This is a genomic window from Kitasatospora sp. NPDC017646, from assembly GCF_044329365.1.
Lineage (GTDB): Bacteria > Actinomycetota > Actinomycetes > Streptomycetales > Streptomycetaceae > Kitasatospora.
The window spans coordinates 84,637-103,557 of the sequence record NZ_JBIRJC010000001.1 but is presented as its reverse complement, the minus strand read 5'-3'; the positions used below and the strand labels follow the sequence as shown (position 1 = coordinate 103,557).

The 18,921-nt window shown below is 73.6% G+C and carries 21 protein-coding genes; 9 read left to right on the top strand and 12 right to left on the bottom strand.

The window, feature by feature from the left end:
* Positions 1–94 precede the first annotated feature (94 nt).
* Positions 95–1,957: a DUF2334 domain-containing protein gene (locus ACH4J0_RS00590; protein ID WP_396235470.1), complete on the top strand. Its 1,863-nt coding sequence runs from the start codon at positions 95–97 to the stop codon at positions 1,955–1,957.
* Between the two features lie 38 nt (positions 1,958–1,995).
* Positions 1,996–3,129, top strand: coding sequence for a glycoside hydrolase family 113 (locus ACH4J0_RS00585; RefSeq protein WP_396235925.1), 1,134 nt, complete (start codon positions 1,996–1,998; stop codon positions 3,127–3,129).
* A 38-nt stretch (positions 3,130–3,167) separates the two neighbouring features.
* On the opposite strand, the gene ACH4J0_RS00580 is transcribed toward ACH4J0_RS00585, so the two are convergent.
* Positions 3,168–3,947 carry a class I SAM-dependent methyltransferase gene (locus ACH4J0_RS00580; protein ID WP_396235469.1) on the bottom strand — a complete coding sequence of 260 codons (780 nt, stop codon included), beginning with the start codon at positions 3,945–3,947 and terminating at the stop codon, positions 3,168–3,170.
* Between the two features lie 445 nt (positions 3,948–4,392).
* Between ACH4J0_RS00580 and ACH4J0_RS00575 the strand changes: the two genes are divergently transcribed.
* Positions 4,393–4,608, top strand: a complete 216-nt coding sequence (locus tag ACH4J0_RS00575; RefSeq protein ID WP_396235468.1) for a hypothetical protein — start codon at positions 4,393–4,395, stop codon at positions 4,606–4,608.
* 83 nt (positions 4,609–4,691) lie between these two features.
* Here ACH4J0_RS00575 and ACH4J0_RS00570 read toward each other — a convergent pair whose 3' ends face one another.
* Entirely contained in the window at positions 4,692–5,183 is a 492-nt protein-coding gene (locus ACH4J0_RS00570) for a GNAT family N-acetyltransferase (protein WP_396235467.1), read from the bottom strand.
* Between the two features lie 162 nt (positions 5,184–5,345).
* Between ACH4J0_RS00570 and ACH4J0_RS00565 the strand changes: the two genes are divergently transcribed.
* A complete protein-coding gene (locus ACH4J0_RS00565; protein WP_396235466.1) occupies positions 5,346–5,837 on the top strand; it encodes a MarR family transcriptional regulator in 492 nt (163 codons plus the stop codon).
* 708 nt (positions 5,838–6,545) lie between these two features.
* On the opposite strand, the gene ACH4J0_RS00560 is transcribed toward ACH4J0_RS00565, so the two are convergent.
* The 3 genes from ACH4J0_RS00560 to ACH4J0_RS00550 form a co-directional block, all read right to left on the bottom strand.
* Positions 6,546–7,349, bottom strand: coding sequence for an NAD-dependent epimerase/dehydratase family protein (locus tag ACH4J0_RS00560; protein WP_396235465.1), 804 nt, complete (start codon positions 7,347–7,349; stop codon positions 6,546–6,548).
* 150 nt (positions 7,350–7,499) lie between these two features.
* Positions 7,500–8,117, bottom strand: coding sequence for a hypothetical protein (locus ACH4J0_RS00555; protein ID WP_396235464.1), 618 nt, complete (start codon positions 8,115–8,117; stop codon positions 7,500–7,502).
* Positions 8,118–8,654: 537 nt separating this feature from the next.
* Positions 8,655–9,125, bottom strand: coding sequence for an EF-hand domain-containing protein (locus ACH4J0_RS00550; RefSeq protein WP_396235463.1), 471 nt, complete (start codon positions 9,123–9,125; stop codon positions 8,655–8,657).
* A 117-nt stretch (positions 9,126–9,242) separates the two neighbouring features.
* Between ACH4J0_RS00550 and ACH4J0_RS00545 the strand changes: the two genes are divergently transcribed.
* On the top strand, positions 9,243–9,815 hold the full coding sequence (locus tag ACH4J0_RS00545; protein WP_396235462.1) for a hypothetical protein: 573 nt from the start codon (positions 9,243–9,245) through the stop codon (positions 9,813–9,815).
* On the opposite strand, the gene ACH4J0_RS00540 is transcribed toward ACH4J0_RS00545, so the two are convergent.
* From ACH4J0_RS00540 to ACH4J0_RS00530, 3 genes are all read right to left on the bottom strand, one after another.
* The gene (locus ACH4J0_RS00540) at positions 9,796–10,356 is read right to left on the bottom strand and encodes a hypothetical protein (protein ID WP_396235461.1); all 561 of its coding nucleotides are present in this window, start codon (positions 10,354–10,356) and stop codon (positions 9,796–9,798) included. The two genes, ACH4J0_RS00545 and ACH4J0_RS00540, sit on opposite strands and share 20 nt — an antisense overlap.
* 211 nt (positions 10,357–10,567) lie before the next feature.
* Positions 10,568–11,062, bottom strand: a complete 495-nt coding sequence (locus tag ACH4J0_RS00535; protein ID WP_396235460.1) for a hypothetical protein — start codon at positions 11,060–11,062, stop codon at positions 10,568–10,570.
* Between the two features lie 309 nt (positions 11,063–11,371).
* The gene (locus ACH4J0_RS00530; RefSeq protein ID WP_396235459.1) at positions 11,372–12,097 is read right to left on the bottom strand and encodes a class I SAM-dependent methyltransferase; all 726 of its coding nucleotides are present in this window, start codon (positions 12,095–12,097) and stop codon (positions 11,372–11,374) included.
* A 188-nt stretch (positions 12,098–12,285) separates the two neighbouring features.
* On the opposite strand from ACH4J0_RS00530, the gene ACH4J0_RS00525 reads away from it, so the two are divergent.
* Complete coding sequence (locus ACH4J0_RS00525; RefSeq protein WP_396235458.1) at positions 12,286–12,567, top strand: hypothetical protein; 282 nt, start codon at positions 12,286–12,288, stop codon at positions 12,565–12,567.
* Positions 12,568–13,495: 928 nt separating this feature from the next.
* Complete coding sequence (locus tag ACH4J0_RS00520; protein WP_396235457.1) at positions 13,496–14,008, top strand: PPOX class F420-dependent oxidoreductase; 513 nt, start codon at positions 13,496–13,498, stop codon at positions 14,006–14,008.
* Here ACH4J0_RS00520 and ACH4J0_RS00515 read toward each other — a convergent pair.
* The 3 genes from ACH4J0_RS00515 to sigJ form a co-directional block, all read right to left on the bottom strand.
* Entirely contained in the window at positions 13,929–14,624 is a 696-nt protein-coding gene (locus ACH4J0_RS00515) for a hypothetical protein (RefSeq protein WP_396235456.1), read from the bottom strand. The two genes, ACH4J0_RS00520 and ACH4J0_RS00515, sit on opposite strands and share 80 nt — an antisense overlap.
* 118 nt (positions 14,625–14,742) lie before the next feature.
* Positions 14,743–15,063, bottom strand: a complete 321-nt coding sequence (locus ACH4J0_RS00510) for a hypothetical protein (RefSeq protein ID WP_396235455.1) — start codon at positions 15,061–15,063, stop codon at positions 14,743–14,745.
* Between the two features lie 144 nt (positions 15,064–15,207).
* Complete coding sequence (sigJ, locus tag ACH4J0_RS00505; RefSeq protein WP_396235454.1) at positions 15,208–16,173, bottom strand: RNA polymerase sigma factor SigJ; 966 nt, start codon at positions 16,171–16,173, stop codon at positions 15,208–15,210.
* Positions 16,174–16,296: 123 nt separating this feature from the next.
* On the opposite strand from sigJ, the gene ACH4J0_RS00500 reads away from it, so the two are divergent.
* Together ACH4J0_RS00500 and ACH4J0_RS00495 are read left to right on the top strand one after the other, a co-directional pair.
* On the top strand, positions 16,297–16,776 hold the full coding sequence (locus ACH4J0_RS00500; protein ID WP_396235453.1) for a carboxymuconolactone decarboxylase family protein: 480 nt from the start codon (positions 16,297–16,299) through the stop codon (positions 16,774–16,776).
* A gap of 72 nt (positions 16,777–16,848) precedes the next feature.
* Positions 16,849–17,235: a DoxX family protein gene (locus ACH4J0_RS00495; RefSeq protein ID WP_396235452.1), complete on the top strand. Its 387-nt coding sequence runs from the start codon at positions 16,849–16,851 to the stop codon at positions 17,233–17,235.
* Positions 17,236–18,081: 846 nt separating this feature from the next.
* On the opposite strand, the gene ACH4J0_RS00490 is transcribed toward ACH4J0_RS00495, so the two are convergent.
* Positions 18,082–18,768 (bottom strand): histone deacetylase, encoded by a 687-nt coding sequence (locus ACH4J0_RS00490; RefSeq protein WP_396235451.1) that lies wholly within the window; start codon positions 18,766–18,768, stop codon positions 18,082–18,084.
* Positions 18,769–18,921: the final 153 nt, after the last annotated feature.

The window sequence follows — 18,921 nt, the reverse complement described above, 5'->3', positions numbered from 1 at the left end:
CAATCGTGGATCCCGGGCGTGAAACCCGGGTGGTGATGCCGGGCGGGGATCCCTGGTGGAGGTGCCGGCGAAACTCTTGAATCAGGGGGGCACCATGAAAAATGTGCGAGGGAGAACTCCGTTTTCCCGCGTCCCGCTCGTCCTGGCCGCGGTCGGTGCCCTGCTGGGTGGCGTCGTGTTCTCCGCGGGCGCCGAAGCGGCGACGGACCGGGGCTGGGGGCCGCCCGCCGCGTCCCGTGGCGTCGGGGCCGCCGATGCCGGGTCGCCCTCCGCCGTCGGCCCCCAGGACCTGACGGCCTGGAACGCCGCCGGGCTGGCGAACGACCGCAAGCGCCACGCCCACCAGCTCACCGTCACCCCGACACCGGCCCGGGCCACCGTCGCGGCTCCGAAGACCGCCGCCCGGAACACGGCTGCCGCGGACACCACGACCGGCACCTCGGCCCTCGTCCTCTACGACACCACCGGCCCCTACGGCTACCTCGGCGAGCTCTACGCGATGGCCGTCGCCAACCTCGCCGGCCACTTCGGCGCCGTCACCGCCAAACCGGTCTCCGCGTACACCGCGGCCATGGTCGAGCAGTACACCGCCACCTTCTACATCGGCTCGACCTACTACGGCGGCTCCGTCCCGGACGCCGTCCCGGTGGCCTTCTACCAGGACGCGATGACCACCGCCAAGCCGGTCACCTGGATCGGCGACAACGTCTGGAACATGGCCAACGCCGTCGGCATCGAGAACTTCAAGAAGAAGTACGGCTGGGACCCGACCAACTCCTACTTCGAGACCAACGGCAGCGTCGGGAACATCAACCAGGTCACGTACAGGAACCAGTCGCTGACCCGGAAGATCCCCGCGGGCCAGGACGGCGGAGTGCTGCACCCCGCCCTCTCCGGCGCCGGCTACCCCCAGGTCACCCAGCTCGCCCAGGCCGTCGACGGGACGACCGGAGCCACCAGCCCGTGGGCCGTCCGCTCGGCCAACCTCACCTACGTGGGGGAGATCCCCTTCTCCTACGTCTCCGAGTCGGACCGGGTGATCGCCTTCGAGGACCTCCTCTTCGACTTCCTCGCCCCCGCCACCACCGAGCGCCACCGGGCGTTCGTGCGGCTGGAGGACATCAGCCCCGACTCGGACCCGACGCAACTGCGGACCATGGCCGACTACCTGGCCTCGCAGCACATCCCCTACGGGATCAACGTCATCCCCGTCTACACCGACCCCAAGGGCGCCTACGACAACGGGATCCCGCAGACGATCACTCTGGCCCAGGCCCCGGACGTCGTCGCCGCGCTCCAGTACATGCTCCAGCACGGCGCCGTCCTGATGAACCACGGCTACACGCACCAGTACGGCAACGTCGACAACCCCTACACCGGCGTCACCGGCGACGACTTCGAGTTCTTCCGCGCCCACATCGACGCCGCCGACAACGTCGTCTACGACGGACCGCCCGCCGAGGACTCCACGGCCTGGGCCCAGAACCGGGTCACCTCGGCCCTCTCCGCCTTCGCCGCGGCCGGCCTGCCCAGGCCCACCCTCTGGACGACCCCGCACTACGCCGCCTCGGCCGCCGACTACCAGGTCTTCGGACAGAACTACACGGCGCGGCTCGAGCGTTCGCTCTACTTCGCCGGAACGCTCAGCGGCGGGACCGGAACCGTGAACGCCAACCGTTACATCGGCCAGTTCTTCCCGTACCGGGTGAAGGACGTCTACGGTACGACCGTGCTGCCCGAGGACCTCGGCAACTACGAGCCGCTGCCCTACAACAACCACCCGGCGAGGCTGCCCGCCGATCTGATCGCCTCCGCCAGGGCCAACCTGGCCGTCCGGGACGGCGTGGCGAGCTTCTTCTACCACCCGTACTACGACGTGGCGCCGCTCCAGCAGACGATCGACGGCATCAAGGCCCTCGGCTACACCTTCGTCGGCCCGACCGACCTCGCCAACTGAACTCCCCGACAGGTGAGGAGCCCCGAGCAGTGAACCCGATGAAGAGGACGGCCGCCGCGGCCCTGTCGGCGGTGGCCGTCCTCTTCGCCGCCGTCGGATGCTCCTCGTCCGGCGGCGGCGAGGACGAAACGCCCACCCCCTCGGCCAGCGGACCGAGCAGCCGCAGCGGCCCGACCGGGCCCGGTACTCCCGCACCGACCACTTCCGGTGGTGCCAGCAGCCGACCCGAGGACGGGACGGCGAGCCGGATGCGGGGCATGACGCTCCCCTCGTGGAACACCGACGACTACGACAGCCCGCAGGCCACGGCGTACCTGCGGCAGATCGCCGCCACCGGCGCCCGGTGGGTGACCTTCACCCCCACCTGGTACCAGGACCGCGTCAGCGATTCGGACATGCACACCACCCAGGAGACCGCCGCCGACGACAGCCTGCGCAACATCATCCGCCTCGCTCACGCCGCCGGCCTCAAGACCATGGTCAAGCCCCACGTCGATCTGACCAAGGGCGGCGACCGGGCCGAGATCAAGCCCGAGGACCCGGACACCTGGTTCGCGGCCTACGAGCGCTTCATCACCCACTACGCCCAACTCGCTGCCGACGCGGGCGTCGAACAGCTCTCGGTCGGCACCGAACTCGCGGGCACCTCGCAGGACGGCGCGCACTGGAGCAAGGTCATCGCCGCCGTCCGGGAACGCTACAAGGGCCCGCTGACCTACGCGGCCAACTACGACGAGTACCAGAAGGTCCCGTTCTGGAAGGACCTCGACGTGATCGGCATCGACGCGTACTGGCCGCTCGCCGACAAGGCCACGACCGACCCGGCCCAGCTGCGCCAGGCCTGGCAGCCCGTCGCCGACGAACTCGCCGCCTTCTCCGCGAGCGGGCAGCGGAAGATCCTCTTCACCGAGGCCGGGTACGTCAGCCAGCGCGGCACCACCACCGCCCCCTACTCCTGGACCGTCAGCAAGAGCGCCGGTGACGCCGAACAGGCCGCCGCCTACGAGGCGTTGCTCGAATCCTTCGACGGCAAGGCGTGGTGGGCCGGCGTCTGCTGGTGGATGTGGGACGACTGGCCCGACAGCGGCGAGACGGCGAAGAACCTCGCGTACACGCCGCACGGGAAGCCGGCGGAGCAGGTGCTGCGGAAGTGGTGGGCGCCCGGCACGTGAGGGTTCTCGGGAAGTCTCGGACGCGGCGGCTCACGACCTCACGACCGTCGGACGCGCAGCACACCGGTCAGCATCGCCAGGGTGAACTCGCCCTCGGCGGTCTCCGGCCTGCCGGCCAGGAACGCCCGGATCCGGCCCAGCGCGGCCTCCCGTGCCTCCTCCGGCATGACCAGCATCCCCGCCCGGGTCCCGAGGGTCGCGACGAGGGAGTCCGCGGTGCGGCGCTGCCCGTGCGGGAACAGCCGCTGCTCCGCCGAACCGAACCGGGCCGCCCCGCCGCTCCTCGGAAGGTGAGCCCCGGCCGTCTCGGCCCGCCAACCGTCCGGGGTGTCCCGCGGCCCGACGGCCGCGGGCCCGCTGACGCGCGCGAGTTCGGCCACCCACCCGACCCGGTCGTCCATGACGTTCCACAGTCCGGCCAGGACACCGCCGGGAGCGAGCACCCGGGCGATCTCGGGCCCGGCGAGCGCCATGTCGAACCAGTGCATCGCATTTCCGGCCAGTACGGCATCGACGGAGGCGTCCGGCAGCGGAATCGCCTCGGCGCTGCCCGACAGCGCCCGGACGGCCGGTTCCTCGCGGCGCAGCTCGGCCAGCATCGCCGGATCCGGCTCGACCGCGACCGCCTCGGCCCCCAACGCGACCAGTACGGCGGTCAACTTCCCGGTCCCGGCCCCGAGATCGAGCACCCGCGGACCGGGTGCGGCCTCCAGTGCCCAACGCACCGCATCGTGTGCGTAGTTCGGACGGTGCTCGGCGTACGCAGCCGCCGCCCCGCCGAAGGATGATGCGTGGAGCCTCCGCTCGTCCTGATCCATCCGGCCACGCTATCGGCGCGGGTGGTGGATGGTGGCCGTTCTCATCAGTTCCGCACGTGCCGGCTGACGGGTGGTGCCCCCGTCGAGGCCTGCGCGCTCCTCGGCTGCCGTACCGGCGACCCCGCCGCCGCCCGGGCCGTCCGCTCTGCTCTCGACCTCCCCCTCGCCCGAGGCCCCGCGCCGCCTCAGGGGCTGCTACGACGCCCTCCTCGCTGGCCCCCGCGCGGGCGTCGAAGCCGACGTCGGCGGCCTCCTGCTCGCCACTCACTGTGGCACCGGGTAGCCCGAACACCCCATGCCTGAACACGGGAAGTCGGCCTCACCGACTTCCCGTACCGCAGGCTTCCGGCGCTGGTCGCAGGCTTTGCGGGGGGCCGGAGGTAGGGGGCGTTTCATCCGGAGCGCGGCCGCTCCATTGACGTCGGGCGGCCGGGCCGGGTGGGCGGTGATCGATCTGGATCCCAGTGGCGCGACGACGGGTACTGCGCAGGGGGTGAACGAGATCAACGTGCTGGTCGACCAGGACGGTACCAATATGCCGCTGGCCAACACTCGGAACTTCCCGTTGCCCGGTGGTGTGCGGGTGCTGGATCCGCGGATGGGCCTGTACCGGGCCAGTGTCGCGGAGGCGGTCGCCTCCGCGGCGTCGGCCGGCAAGTGATGCCCGGGCACTGAGCGTTCGGCCGGCCGGCCGGGCGGGGTGGTGCGGGTGGTGCGGGCGGTGCGGGTGGTGTGGGGCGGTGGTCAACCGGTCAGTGGCAGGCGCCAGTTGTTGGAGCGGATGTGGTGGCCTGGCGGGTACTCGAAGGCGACCTCGCCGAGCAGTTCGAATCCCGCCTTGCGGCAGACCGCGTTGGACGCGTCGTGCCGTACCGAGGGGAAGGCGTGCAGCCACGCCAGCACCCCTTCGTGCCCGGCCCGCCGCGCGCATGCCAGCAGCGCCCGTACCGCCAGGCCCCGGCCCTGGTACTGGGGCAGCACGGTGTATCCCGTCTCGTAGACGTCTCGTCCCTGCCAGGTGTGGGGCCAGTAGCCGACCGATCCGGCCACCTCGCCGTCGGACAGCAGCAGGAACATCTGTCCGTCGGTCATTGTGAGGTAGCGCTCGTGCCGGCGCCGTACCTGCGCGGTGTCCTCCACCCCGCCCAGGTGTTCCGTCAGTTTGGGGGTGTTCTGGCGGTGCAGCAGGTCAAGGCCCGGTTCGGACCACGGCGCGAGGGTGAGGGACGTCGTCATGTCCGCACGCTAGCGCCGGGCACTGACATTGATGCCGAAGGCAGCCCAGCAGGGCGTCAGTCAGTGCCCGAGTCACGACCACCGGAACCTGACGTGTCCGGGGCCGCGCGAAACCGTCTTTGACTTGAAGGCGGCTTGAGGTTTTACGGTGGTCGTGTCCTGGTGGTGGAACGGAAAGGGCGGATCGGCGTGACGTTGAAGGGGTATCCGCACGAGGTGCTGGCCGGCCAGCCGATCGGTGCGTGGAGCGGTGAGGTGTACCGGCGGGTGGTGGGGGCGCTGCGTGAGCAGTTGGCGGTGGAGGGCTTGACTCAGCCGCATTGGTGGACGCTCAACCACGTCGCCGGGGCGCCGGGTGCCTGGAATCGTACGACGCTGACCGCGCGTCTGGCCCGTTACGAGGATCTCGGCATCGATTTCGGCGGGGTCTTCGATGATCTCGCCGCTCGTGGCTGGCTGCTGGAGGACGGGGTGGGGGGCGGCCTGTCGCTCACCGGGGAGGGCGAGGCGGCGCGCCTGCGGGCCCGTGAGCGCAACCTGCGCGTGCACCGCCGCTGTCACGAGGGTGTGGAGGAGGCCGATTTCGTGACCGCCGTCAACGTCTTGCGCCGCATCACCGCCAACATGGGTGGCGACGGCGGCCTGCCGGAGTGAGGGGCGCCGTTCGTGGCGGCGGGGCGTGGAGGGGTGGGTTGGCCGCGGCGGGGCCGCCCGCCGGCGGGGCCGTCACCCCGCCGGCGGCGCGGGCCGGGGCCGTTGCCTGTGCAGGAAGTCCATGGGGGTGACTTCCCGTGCGGGCGGGCGGCTGCGGGCCCATGCCCCCACCAGAGCGCAACGGGCAGCATGACCAGCCGGGTTCACCACCGCCCGGCCCGGCTCGGCCTGGCATGCCACGGCTCGGCTCGGCTTGGTCTGGCTCGGCCCGGGCACAGGATCGGGGCGAGGGGTGGGGGGCTGTGGCCTGTGGCTGTCCCGGGGTGGGCGTACTGGTCGGTGTCTGCGCGTGTTTCTGCGGGTACTGGCCACAAGTGGTGGAGGCGGAGCGTTCAGGGGCGGAGGTTGGCCTGGGGTGGGCGTGGCCCCGCCGGCCCGGGGGAGGGGCGGTGGGGCCGTCGACTGCGGTCGGCGGGCGTCGGATCCGCGGGGGCGGACGGTGGTGATGAAGGACTGTCAGGCGGTGGCGGTCAAGGCGAGGGCACGGCCGTGGGGGTCCTTGGAGTCGCGAACGGGCTGGACGCCTGCGAAGCGTCGGCCGGCACGCCGGCCTGGTGGTCGGACTCGTCTGGTGGTCGGATTTGTCTGGTGGTTGAACACCCGCCGACGGGTTGTCTTGTTGGCCGCTGCCTGCCGGCCCCCTTTCGGTCAGTGGGTGAATCGGCCGCCCAGGTAGCGGTACTCGGGGTCGTCGGCGGGTAGTTCGCCCAGTTTCGCGATCAGTTCCTGTGCGTAGACCTCGGCGTCGTCCTGCGGCTGGTAGCCCAGTGCCCGGGCTGTCGAAAGGTCCCACCAGCCGCGGGTGTTGGCGGAGACGCCGTATACCACGGCATGGCCCGTCACCGGGGCGGTGAGCGCGGCGTGCACGAGGCGGGCGCAGTCGCCGGGGCTGAGCCAGGTGCCCAGCGCCCGGATGCTGCGCGGTTCGTCGCCGAAGGAGCCGATGCGCAGCGAGACCGTGTCCAGTCCGTGTCGGTCGGCGTACAGCGAGGCCAGGTTCTCCCCGAAGCATTTGGACAGTCCGTAGTAGGTGTCGGGCCGCTGTGGGGTGTCCACCGGCACGACGGCGCCGTCGGCGGGCCGCTCGGTGAAGCCGACCGCGTGGTTGCTGCTGGCGTAGACGATCCGGCGCACCCCCGCCGTCCGGGCGGCGTCGAAGAGCCGGTAGGTGCCGTCGATGTTGGCGGCCGCGATGTCGGCGAACGGCGCCTCACCCGCGATCCCGGCCATGTGCACCACCGCGTCGACGCCCTGCGTCGCCGCCGTCAGCGCCGCGGTGTCGCTCAGGTCGGCGACGACCGCCGCCGCTTCCCCGGGCACCGGCACACGGTCGAAACAGCGCAGCCGGTACCCGTAGGCGGGCAGTAGTTCCCGCAGGCGGGTACCGATCCGGCCGGCCGCGCCGGTGAGCAGGACCAGGCGGGGCTGAGCGGCCATGTTCGGTGTCTTCATGACGTCCTCGCAGACTCGTTCGACGTACCGACGATCGAATTCGACGGTCTGTGACTGTGCCTGACAGGGCGTCGGGTGAGCCCCGTACGCGGTCTGCGGACCGTGTACGGGGCCCTTCGCTCAACCGGCCGCAACCGGTTCAGCCGGCGGTCACCGGCATCCGATGGGTGTGGTGACGGTGTGGGTCACCGTGTCCACCGCCACCGTCGCGTTCTCGCCGGGAATGCAGAAGTAGTAGGTGGGGTGCGGCCTCTGTACGACGGGCTCGTTGAGGTACAGGGCCTTGAACGCGCCGGTGTGCCCGTGCCTGGCGGCCAGTTCGTGGGCCTGGCTCTCGGTCATGGTGAACGCGGAGACGGCACCGAGTCCCAGGGGCGGCTTCCACGACTGCCTGCCCTGGTACTGCCCGTTGGTCGCGTACGTGTACTCGAAGGACTTCGCCGGGTCCTTGGTCCGGAAGTGGATCATCCAGGCCCGGATGTCCTGGGGATTGGTCGTGGGCCGCGGCAGGACGGCGTCGGCCCCGTAGAACTGCGCGTCAGGGTGCTCGTGGTGTGCTCTGTTCACGGCCTCCCGCAGGATCTGCGTCAACGGCAGGTGGGCGGAGGGCGCCGCGTCGGCGGACGGCGCGATCGGCAGCAGCGACAGGGCCGTGGCGCTCGCCGCGAGCCCGATGCGCCAGGGGGCTGCGCGAAGGCGACGGCGCGGGTTCCCGTTCCCGTTCGAGGGGACGCACGCGGGCGTGGGGGTGGTGCGTGTGGTGGTCATGGTCGTCATCTCCTCCGACACGGACCAGGTCGTGGTCACGGTGGAAGCGCGGTAGCGGGTTCGACGCGAGTCGCGGCCCGGGACCGGGGGTTCGTCCCGGCCGGACTTCGCTCCACTGCCCTCCCGAGGACCAACGCTAGGGAGGTCTTCGTACGCCGTCGCCCCCCGCTGAGCCGATCAGGCGAACCTGCCCCGGACGGAATGCCCGCCTGGGGTACCGGGGGATGCGCTCCCCGCCGCACAGCCCGATCCTTCGGGCGCCGGCCCCCGCGCGGCGGCGACGACACGGGGGCGCGCGGACACCGAAGACGTCGCAAAGGGCGCCGTCACCCACCCCGGTATGAGACGGCGGCGCGCACATGTCCCGGCCCCTCGGGGGGCACGGCACCGGTGAGCGCGCTGCCGCGCGGGCGGCCCCCCTCGGGGGCACGGCACCGGTGAGCGCGCTGCCGCGCCGGCGGGTTCGCGGGCGTCCACGTCCCGGGCGCCACCCCCCTGTGTCTGCCCTGGCCCGGGGACGGCCGACGGGGAATCAGTTCAGGGCCGTCGGTGCAGGGCGTCCCCTATGGGCGAGTGGTCGCCCGTCACGTACGCGCGGATCGAGGTCAGGTGCTGCGCGCGGCTCACGCGCCCGTCGCCGTCGCCGTGCGGGGCGTCGAGCGCGGCGTCGGCGTTGTCGGCCCGGTTGTCCAGGGCCCGGCGCGGCGCTGTGAACTGCGAGCGGTCCAGGGCGCCGTCCTGGTCGGCGTCGGTGGGGTCGAACAGGGTACCCAGCGCGTGGCGGCAGACGTTGTCGAACTTGTCGGCGTCCACCCAGGCGACGTAGTCCTCGGAGGTCATCACGCCGTTGCCGTCGGCGTCCGTCGCGGCCCAGGCGTGTTCGCCCGTGGTGCGGGCGGCGACCACCAGCGGGTCGTCGTGGCCGCGCGCGGTGGCCAGTCGGGTCCGTTCGATGCGCACGAAGTAGTCGTGGCGGGAGGAGGCGCCGTCCCCGTCGGTGTCGAGCATCGCGTAGACGCGGCCTTTCGGGGTGGCGGCAGGGCGGGCCGGGGCCGGCTGCGGGGCGGTGCGGGACTGTGGCGTGTCGGGACTTTCCTTCTGGTGTGCGAGGCGGTGTGCCGGTCAGTGGGTCTGGCGCAGCACGAGGTGGAGTCGAGGGTGCTCTCGCCGGCCGGGGTGCCGCAGCCGGCACCCGAGCTGGTGCCCACCGCGGTGAGGGCCTCGCCCGCGAAGTGCGCGCTGTCGGCGCTGACGGCGCCGGAGACGACCGGGGAGGCGGTGCCGTTCGCCTTCACCTCCTCCGTCCGGTCGAACCGGAGGACGGAGGTGCTCGGATCGGCCCAGTGGACGGTCGTGGTCGAGGTGTCCGCGTGTTCGTCGCCGGTGCACTCGGTGGCCGGCATGGTGACCGTGCGCTCGAACGTGCCGGTGGCCAGCGGCGCGCCGGTGGCGTCCACGCACGAGACGGTGCCGGTCATGGCCGGGGTGTCGGGCAGGGGCAGGTTGACGCCGCCGGGATCGAGCGCGTCGGCGAAGACGCCATGGGCGTTGAGTACGCAGGTGGCGTCGGTGCCGGGCGCGGCGGAGACCGGGCGGGCCGGGGCCGGGGCACCGGTGAGCGGCGGCACCACGGCCAGCAGCGGGGTGGCGGCCAGTGAGACGCCACGGACGGAGATCTTCATGTCGTGTTCTCCATAACGGTTTCGGTCATGCGCGGGAAAGCGGGTGCGCGGCTGAGCCGGCCCGCCCGGCCCGCCCGGCGTGCCCGGCGCGGCGGCCCCGGGGGCGGGTGCTGCGTCCGTGATCGGGGGCGGCGTCCCGGGTGGCCTGACGACCCGCCAGGTGCCGGGAAGAGGAGCCGTTGGCAGGGCTGGGGCCGGTTCCGGAGCGCTCCGGTTTTGCCGAAGGCGTGCGCGGCGAGGGTGTCCGGGCCACGGGTCGTGTCGACGGTGCCGGCCCCGGTGTACTTCTTCTCGCTGTGGCGCTGTGGCCACTGCGCGTACTGCTCGTCGGGCACGCCTGTGTGCCGGGCCCACTGCGCGGCGTGGGTGCGGGCCCGGTCGACGTGGGGGTTGAGGCGGGGCTCGAAGGGCTGGGGCCGGTCCCGGAGCGCTCCGGTTTTGCCGAAGGCGTGCGCGGCGAGGGTGTCCGGGCCACGGGTCGTGTCGACGGTGCCGGCCCCGGTGTACTTCTTCTCGCTGTGGCGCTGTGGCCACTGCGCGTACTGCTCGTCGGGCACGCCTGTGTGCCGGGCCCACTGCGCGGCGTGGGTGCGGGCCCGGTCGACGTGGGGGTTGAGGCGGGGCTCGAAGGGCAGGGGGAAAGGTGGTGGTGGAAGGGATCCCGTGGTCGGGTCGCTTTCCTTCTCCGGCTCCGGTGATGCCGCGGTTCACTCGTCGGAGCACCGCGCGGGAGGGAAGTTCACGTTCTGGGCCCCGGGGGGCGGCCGGTCAGGGGACCTCGGTGACGATCCAGTCCGCGGACGGGGTGGTGCCGCCGGGCTGGGCGCCGACCGTCCCCGCCCGGGTCTGCGTCAGGTAGAGGTCGTTGTCGTTGAGGTCCGATCCCGACCGGACCCGGGAGCGGCCGCCGCCCGTCAGGCTCCACGCGGACTCGGTGGCGCGGCACTGTCCGTAGCGCACGTTCCAGTTGTCGCCGATGGCCACGCAGCCCACGGTGCCCTTGCGCGGGTCGAACGCGGCGACGTTGGTCCAGGCGCCCTGGGGCCGCAGCTCCCAGCGCTGCTCGGGCGCCGCCTGGCACGGTTCCAGCCGCAGCTGCTCGGTGCCGAAGGTGTGGTGCAGGCAGGTGCCGGTACGGGCGTTGCGCAGCGTGTACGCCGGCGGCGGGCCCGTGGCCGCGCGGGCGGCGGCGGGCAGGAGGAACAGGAGCAGGGACGCGAGGGCGGCTGCGGCCGGCGCCGCGCGCCGGGAACGAACGGGCAAGGGGGTGGCTTTCCGTTGAGGCTCCGCGGATCCGTTTGTGCAACGCTCAACGATCGACGGGGAGTCAGGCAACGCACCACCGCCCGCCGGGGCACGCCGGGGCGCGGGAAGCCGGCCCGGCCGCCTTCGCGCCCTGCGGGGCCACTACTCGCCTGCGGGGCCACTGCTCGCGCCTTGCGGGGCCACTGTTCCACGGGGGGCCTTGCGGCAGGCGTTGGCCGCGGTGACGAGGGGGAGGTAGCCGTCGCGCGGGATCCGGTAACAGGTCCGGAAGGCCTGCCGGGACCACCCCCGGGAGCGGTGCCGCGGTCACGGGCGCCGGGCCAGGAAGACCAGTTCCTTCCCCGGCCGGTCCACGGCCCCGCGCACCTCCTCCAGCCGCAGGCCCTCGGCCGCCAGGTCCTCCTCGACCTCCTCCCGCCCGCGAAAGCGCAGCGTCGAATCCGAGGTCAGCACCTGCCCGTCCACACCGAAGACGTACGTCCAGCGGAAGGTCACCCACGGCCAGCGCACCCCGGTCAGCTCCACCCAGCTCTCCACCGCACCGGCCCCCGGTACCCGCGTCACCCGGTGGGTGCGCTCACGCGTCCACCCCTCCCAGGCCCGCGCGGCCGGATCACGGGTCTCGAACACCAGGTGCCCGCCGGGGCGCAGCGCCCCGCGGGCGCCGCGCAGCGTGTGCCGCCAGGCCCGCGCACCGGTGATCGCCTGGGCGACGTTCGCGGTCATCGTCACCAGGTCCACCCGCAGCGGCGGCAGGCTCCTCGCGTCCGAGTGGATCCAGCGCACCCGCTCGGCGCCCGGCTTGGCCCGGGCCACCTCGATCGACGCCGCGGCCGGATCCACCCCCACCACCTGCACCCCGCGCCCGGCCAGCAGCAGCGCGAACACCCCGGTGCCGCAGCCGATGTCCAGCACCCGGCGCGCCCCCAGCCCGGCCGCCAGCCGCAGGTAGGCGTCCAGATCGCCGCGTTCGGCCTCGAGCGTGTCGTAGAGCGCGGCGAGCCGCGGATGCCCGAAGCACTCGTCAGCCATAGAGCGACCGTAGCCGGGGCCCCGGGCCGCCCGCCACCGGGACCTCCCCGGACCGCGACGGCGCTCAACTTCCCGCATCGCGTCGCCAGTTCGGGGGATTGCGGTATCCGGCCGGCCGCCGACACGATCCTGCGCACGGACACCGCCACCCCGTCGCGGTGCCGCCCCCCGAAGAGGGAGGAAATCCCATGCGTCGTCAGATCATCGGGGCCGTCATGCTGGCCGCCGCCGGAACGTTCGCGCTCACCGCACCCGCCGAGGCGGCCACCGGGCTGCTGGTGGTGAACGGCGTCCCCCACCAGAACCCGCAGCGCGGCTGCTACCCGACCTCCTCGCCGGTCACCGTCCACAACCGCACGAACACCGTGGTCCTGGTGCACGCCGCGGCGAACTGCCAGGGCCCGGTGACCGCCGAGGTGGAACCCGGCCGGTCCGCCACCACCTTCGGGGCCAGCTACTTCGTCTTCTGACCCGCCCCCAGGGCCCGTCCCGCCCCCAAGGGCCCGTCCCGCCCCCAAGGGCCCGTCCCGCCCCCAAGGGCCCGTCCCGCCCCCAAGGGCCCGTCCCGCCCCCAAGGGCCCGTCCCGCCCCCAAGGGCCCGTCTCGCCCCAGGGCCCGTCCCGTTCCGTGCCGCTGCGCCGACCGCGAACACCGGCCCTGGGCCAGGGCCGGGTGCACGACGTGAAGGCGGCCGGCACGAACATCCGCTGCCCGGTGCGGGCCGGTGCCGGACCGCAGGACCCGGCCATGCCGGCGCGGCCCGGCGGGACGCTTCGCCGCCGAGGTGAGGGCTGCCGGCATCGACTGGCAGCTGAGCGTCTACGGCGGTCCCCGGTGTCGCCCGCCACTCGCCCGTCGACCAGTCGCCCGTCCCCGGTGTCGCCCGCCACTCGCCCGTCGACCAGCCGCCCGTCCCCGGTGTCGCCCACCACCCCTGGTGTCGCCCATCACTCGTCCGTCGACCAGCCGCTCGTCCCCGGCGTCGGCTGCCACCCCGGCACGCCTGGCACGCCTGGCGGGTGTGGCGGGTGTGGCGCGATGTCCTCGCCCTGCTCGCCCGGTGCCCGCCCCTGCAGGCCCGTTGACGGTTGCGGACCGGCCGGGGAGCGGGTCCTTGCCGGCACACTCGACCGCGGGTTTGAACCCGACGGCTTCCGGCCGCGGCGCCGGGTGGGATGCCGGTTCCTTGCGCGCGTTCGCGGGCGTCTCACCCCGGGGGGCGGGCCGCTTCGGTGTGCGGCGTCCTTCGGGTGGTGGCCGAACGGGGAGGGTTGCGAGAGCGCGGCCGAGCTGACGTCCTGACCGGGTCGGGGCCCGGCGGCCGTGACGGCGCAAGCCGGCGGCCGTTTCCTCGGTGGCCTTGACCTCGACCGCACTTGAGCTTCTACCGTCGGCCGTGTGAACTTCACCGAGACGGAACGCCGCTACCTCGCTGGCCAGCCGCTGGCCCGGCTGGCCACCACCGGCCCCGACGGCAGCCCCCAGGTGCGCCCGGTGGGCTTTCGGCTCAACGACGACGGCACCATCGACATCGGAGGGCCCGCGATGGCCCGTAGCCAGAAGTACCGCAACGCCCAGGCCCGGCCCGACGTGTCCGTGCTGGTGGACGACATGGCTCCGGCCGGCGATCCGGTCGCGGCCGGGTGGGGGCGCGGTGTGGAGATCAGGGGCCGGGCCGAGGTGCTGAGCGTCGAGGTGGCGCCGGTGGCGCCCGGGCGCTTCAGTAACGACATCATCCGTGTCCATCCCCGGCGGGTCATCACCTGGAACCTGGAGGCGCTGGGCAGTGCCGCCCGCGTCGTCGGGTGGCAGGGGCGGCGGCTGCGGCCTGTCAGGCGCGGGTGCAGGTGTGGGTGGTCCTGCTGCTGCCGGCGGTGTGGACGATGGTCAGCGTGGTGCCGTCGTAGGTGACCGCGAGGTTCTCGCCGCTGCTGTCGGTGGAGCCGGGCGGCTGCCAGGGCAGGGTGAGTTGGACGCTGCCGCCCACCGTGGCGGGGACGTTGAGGGCCTGGGGGGCGTGGTCCCGGGGCAGCGTGGCGGGGCCGTCGACGATGTTCAGTGACAGGTGGCCGCCGCGCAGCAGGAAGTTGCCGCGCCAGGTGCCCGCCTTGCCGCTCAGGCCCTGCCAGGTGATCGTCCAGCCGCCGTTGCCGCCGCCGTCGGTCTGGACGTCGACCTTGCCGGCCAGGGGCTTGCCGTGGGAGCTGGTGGACGTCAGGTTCCAGCTGCCGCGTACGAACGCGTCGAAGGCGCGGTCGGCGACGGTGGGCTTCGCGGCGCCGGAGGGGGCACCGGTGGTGGCGCCGGAGGGGGCGGCCTGCCCGCCGTCACCGTTCGTGCCGCTCGTGCCGTTCGTGCCGCTCGTGCCGTTCGTGCCGCTCGTGCTGCTTGTGCTGCTTGTGCTGCTCGTCGCGGTGCTGCTGGAGCAGGCGGCGGCCAGGGCGGAGCCTGCGCCGATCGCCAGGTAGCGCAGGGTGTTGCGGCGGCCGATGGCGCGTGCGGCGGTGTTGAGGTGACGGATGCTCATGCTGTCCCCGTTCCGACGTGCGGTTGATCAGGACGGGGAGTCTAGGGGAGCGGGCTTCGCGTCCGCTCTGCGGTATCCGGGCCGCGGGGCGGGTGCGGGGCGGGTGCGGGGCCCGGGGTCAGTCCGGGGCCGGGAAGCCGGCGGCGTTCTCGTCCGGGCGGGACTCGCCCGGGCTTAGGGGGTTGAGGGTTTTTGTCGTGCAGTTGCCGCCGGGCGGGAGCGGGATGGGGGCGATGGTCCGGTTGGCGGTCGCGGTGTCGGCCCCGAGGCCTCGGTGGCACCGGCCGGCCTCCAGGTCCCGCACGGAGGTGAACCGGTCGTCGTTCTCCGTGGTCCCGACGCCCGGCGCCACCGAGGCGGTCGGGACGCCGGCGAAGGACAGGGCCAGGGCGCCGGCGGTGACGGCGAGGGTCGCGCGCGGGCGAAAGCGCATGGGCATGAGGGAGACCTCCTGACGGCGGGGGTTGATCACCGGGAGCCCCGGAGAGCGCTTCGACGCGGTTCCTCGGTGACTCCCGGTGACGGGTACCCGGCCGGTCCCGCCGCCGACGGGCGGGGGCTGCGGTTCACCCGAAGGGAAGGCCTACCGCCCCTGGCGTTGCCGGGTCCTGCGCAGGCCGAGGTCGGACACCTCGCCCAGGTGGCCGAGTTTGTCGGGGTTGGTCACGGCGTGGATCTCGCGCACCGTGCCGTCCTGGGTGACGTCGAGTGCGATCACGTTGAGCACCCGTCCCCGGCCGTCGTAGGCGACCATGCCCGGGCGGGCGTTGACCCGGGCCGGCACCAGGCGCGCGCCGAGTTCGGTGATCCGGCGCACGGCGCCGGTGAGCAGCGTGGCGACCTGGCGCGGGTCGGTGACGCGGCGGCCGATCGCCCGGGCCTTGCCGCCGCCGTCGCCGTGCAGGACGATCTCGGGGGCGAGCATGCCGAGCAGCCGCTCCAGGTCCCCGCCCGCGGCCACCTCGAAGAAGCGGCGGGCCAGTTCGTCGCTTTGCGCCCGCCGGGCCGGGGGCGGCGGCGGGGTGGGGGTGCCGGATGCGGACAGGTGCTTCCTGGCGCGGGTGAGGATCTGACGGCAGTTCGCCTCGGACTTTCCGGTCAGCTCCGCGACCTGCGGGTAGTCGTAGCCGAAGGCCTCGCGCAGCAGGAACACCGCCCGCTCCACGGGGGAGAGGGTCTCCAGCATCACCAGGAACGCCATCGACAGGCAGTCGGCGAGCTCGGCGTGCTCGGCCGGGGCGTCGCCGGGGCGGTCGGCGAAGGCGACGACGGGCTCGGGCAGCCACTCGCCGACGTAGGTCTCGCGGCGCATCCGCGCCGAGCCGAGGTGGTTGATGCCCAGCCGGGTGACCGAAGTGGTCAGGTACGCCTTGAGGTTGGTGATCGTGGTGCCCGCCTGCTCGGCGCGGGTCAGGTTGAGGAAGGTGTCCTGGACGAGGTCCTCGGCGTCGCCGACCGAACCCGTCATGCCGTAGGCGATGGAGAACAGCAGCGGCCGGTACCCCGCCGCCGCGTCCGCCGCGTCCGCCACATCTGCCGACCCCGCCATGGAACCCCGTCCCTTCCGGCGCCCCCCGGCGGGTGGCGCGCGTCACACCGGCACACCTGTCACAGGCGGCCCGGCTGCCCTGTCCCAGAGGGCACCAGCGGACAAGGTACCGAGGAGAACATGATGGAAGCCCGCCTGAACCCTTTCGCCAGCCCGGTCATGGGCAAGGTCTTCAAGCAGCTGATCGCCGCCAACCGGATCCTGCTGGAGTCGAGCCTGCCGCTCGCCGTCCAGGAACTGGTCAAGCTGCGGGCCAGCCAGATCAACGGCTGCGGGTACTGCGTCGACATGCACTTCAAGGACGCCGTGCACGCGGGCGAGGAGGCGGCCCGGCTGAACCTGGTGGCGGCCTGGCGCGAGGCCACCGTCTTCACCGACGCCGAGCGGGCCGCCCTGGAGCTGGCCGAGGAGGGCACCCGGCTCGCGGACGCGGCGGGCGGGGTGAGCGACGAGGTGTGGGAGAAGGCCGCCGCGCACTACGACGAGGAGCAGCTCGCCGCCCTGGTGGGCCTGATCGCGGTGATCAACGCCTTCAACCGGGGCAACGTCCTCACCCGCCAGGGCGCCGGCGGCTACCGGAGCGGACAGCACCCCGCCCTGTGAACCCGCCACCCTTGGACGCCCTGCCCCGTGAACCCCGCTTGCTGAACCGCCCCGCCTGCAAGGAGAAAAGCCGTGAACCTCGCACTGTGGACCGTCACCGCCCTGCTGGCCGCCGCCTACCTGCTCGGCGGCTTCTTCAAGGTGCTCGTGCCGAAGGAGAGGATCGCCGCGGCCGGGCGCAGCGGGCGCTGGGTCGAGGACTTCAGCGCCGCGGGGGTGAAGGCGATCGGCGCCGTCGAGGTGCTGGCCGCCGCCGGGCTGGTGCTGCCCGCCGTGCTCGGCGTCGCGCGGCTGTTCGTGCCGCTGGCCGCGTTCGGGCTGGTGCTGCTGATGGCCGGGGCGGCGGCGGTGCGCCTGCGGCGCCGGGAGTACGCGCTGGTGGCCGTGGACGTCCTCTACGTCCTGCTGGCCGCGTTCGTGCTGTGGGGGCGCCTGGGCCCGGAGTCCTACCTCAACTGACCGCCCGGGCGAAGCGGCACCGCGCCGGCGCCAACGCCCCTTGGGTACGAGGCTGTCGCGTTCCCCTCCCGTCCCGGTGGCCATCGGCGCGACAGCGACAGCGACAGCGACAGGGGCAGGGGCAGGGGCAAGGGCGCGGGGCAGGGGCAGGGGCAAGGGCGCGGGGCAGGGGGGGGCACGGCGCGCGGGCGCGGCGGTAGTGCCGGCGCGGGGGCGGCGGCCTGCACGGGGCGCCGGCCCGGGGGTGGCCGCGGCCGGTGTCGACGGTGAACGCGGCGGTGCTCTCCGAGCCCGCCCCGCGGTCGGTGCGGTGGACCGTGGATGAGCTGTCCGAGCCCGGCGCGTACCGGGACGGTTGTTCCGGTCCCCTCGCGCGCCGACATGGCCGTGCCCGACAGCGACGACCGCCCCCGCGCGTGCGCGGCCGTGGTGGGGCGGGGGCGACGGCCTGCGGGTGTGCCCGGCCGGGATCGGCCGCGGCGCGGGCGGCGGCGCGGTGGTCGTCTCCTCGGGCCGGCTCCAGGGCCTCACCCGTGGGCCGTGGTCACCCGCGGGCCGTGGTCGCCCTGGCCGGCGGGGTCCTCCTTCGGCCTCTCGCCCGGTGGGGCGGGGACGGTGGTGATCGGGGGCGCGACGGCCACCGCTTCGGGCCGTCGCACCAGCCGGTGGCGGACTTCGGCGGCGGCCGCAAGGCCACCTTCGTGCGGCGCGCCGTCGCCGGTCCCTCCTCGCCGCCCCGCTCGTCCCGTGCCTTGGCCCGCGCCCGGCTGTGCCCCCGCGCGGGCGGTGACTGCCGCCTTGCCGGGGTGGGCGCGTGAGCCTGCGGCACGTGTGGCCGTCGCCCGTTCAGGTCAACAGGGCCGCCACCGCCCCCACCCGCCAGTGCCCGGCCGCGCCGGGGCGGGTGGCGAGGTAGCCGGCGCTGCGCCAGGGGCCCCAGTGGTGGGACTCGGCCAGGCCCGCGGCCAGGGTGCGCAGGTAGGCGGGGGTGGGGGCGCTGAGGTCGGCGCCGGCCAGGCCGGTGGGGGAGGTGAGGGTGAGCACCGGGCGCCCCCCGATCGCTCCCACGCGCAGCAGGGTCTCGTAGCGGCCGGGGCCGAGCCGCTCGCGCCCGGTGGCCAGGACCCGGGTGAGGTCGAGGTCGGTGCCGGGGCAGCGGTGCATCTCCTGGGCGGCGAGGTCGCCGAACTGGCCGCGGGTGACCAGGTAGGCGCGGCAGGGCACCCGTCCGGGTGAGGCCGGGTCGTAGAAGGCGATCGCGCCGCCCCAGGTCCGCGATCGCCCGGCGAAGTAGAGGGTGCCGGGCAGCGTCAGCACGGCCTCGCGCCGCGGCGGCCGGGGGTCGCGGCAGCCCGGGCAGTGGCGGGCTCCGCCGTCCGGACGGCCCCCGTACAGGTAGCAGGCGAAGCGCGCGGCGTGCAGGTTGGATCCGTAGGCCGCGTACCAGACGAGCGGCTCACCGGGCGCTCCGCCGGTCGGAGCGCCCGGTGCTTTCCCGTCATCGCGGCCGGAAGGGGCCGCTGTGGTCCACACCGTATTCACAGGAAACATCCGCACGGAAAAAGACGGCGGCAGAGTCTCACACAAACGTGCGACCGACGTGAACGGGACGATGATCCGACCAACCCCCCCCGATTCGGTAGCCGGCCCCTCACTACCGGTACCGTTCCGGACGCCATGGTGTCC

What these genes read in the sequence shown, in the direction of transcription:
- ACH4J0_RS00590 (WP_396235470.1), top strand. Translation starts at nt 95, where the DNA reads ATGAAAAATGTGCGAGGGAGAACTCCGTTTTCCCGCGTCCCGCTCGTC.
- ACH4J0_RS00585 (WP_396235925.1), top strand. Translation starts at nt 1,996, where the DNA reads ATGAAGAGGACGGCCGCCGCGGCCCTGTCGGCGGTGGCCGTCCTCTTC.
- ACH4J0_RS00580 (WP_396235469.1), bottom strand. Translation starts at nt 3,947, where the DNA reads ATGGATCAGGACGAGCGGAGGCTCCACGCATCATCCTTCGGCGGGGCG.
- ACH4J0_RS00570 (WP_396235467.1), bottom strand. Translation starts at nt 5,183, where the DNA reads ATGACGACGTCCCTCACCCTCGCGCCGTGGTCCGAACCGGGCCTTGAC.
- ACH4J0_RS00560 (WP_396235465.1), bottom strand. Translation starts at nt 7,349, where the DNA reads ATGAAGACACCGAACATGGCCGCTCAGCCCCGCCTGGTCCTGCTCACC.
- ACH4J0_RS00555 (WP_396235464.1), bottom strand. Translation starts at nt 8,117, where the DNA reads ATGACCACCACACGCACCACCCCCACGCCCGCGTGCGTCCCCTCGAAC.
- ACH4J0_RS00550 (WP_396235463.1), bottom strand. Translation starts at nt 9,125, where the DNA reads ATGCTCGACACCGACGGGGACGGCGCCTCCTCCCGCCACGACTACTTC.
- ACH4J0_RS00530 (WP_396235459.1), bottom strand. Translation starts at nt 12,097, where the DNA reads ATGGCTGACGAGTGCTTCGGGCATCCGCGGCTCGCCGCGCTCTACGAC.
- ACH4J0_RS00525 (WP_396235458.1), top strand. Translation starts at nt 12,286, where the DNA reads ATGCGTCGTCAGATCATCGGGGCCGTCATGCTGGCCGCCGCCGGAACG.
- ACH4J0_RS00515 (WP_396235456.1), bottom strand. Translation starts at nt 14,624, where the DNA reads ATGAGCATCCGTCACCTCAACACCGCCGCACGCGCCATCGGCCGCCGC.
- ACH4J0_RS00510 (WP_396235455.1), bottom strand. Translation starts at nt 15,063, where the DNA reads ATGCCCATGCGCTTTCGCCCGCGCGCGACCCTCGCCGTCACCGCCGGC.
- sigJ (WP_396235454.1), bottom strand. Translation starts at nt 16,173, where the DNA reads ATGGCGGGGTCGGCAGATGTGGCGGACGCGGCGGACGCGGCGGCGGGG.
- ACH4J0_RS00500 (WP_396235453.1), top strand. Translation starts at nt 16,297, where the DNA reads ATGGAAGCCCGCCTGAACCCTTTCGCCAGCCCGGTCATGGGCAAGGTC.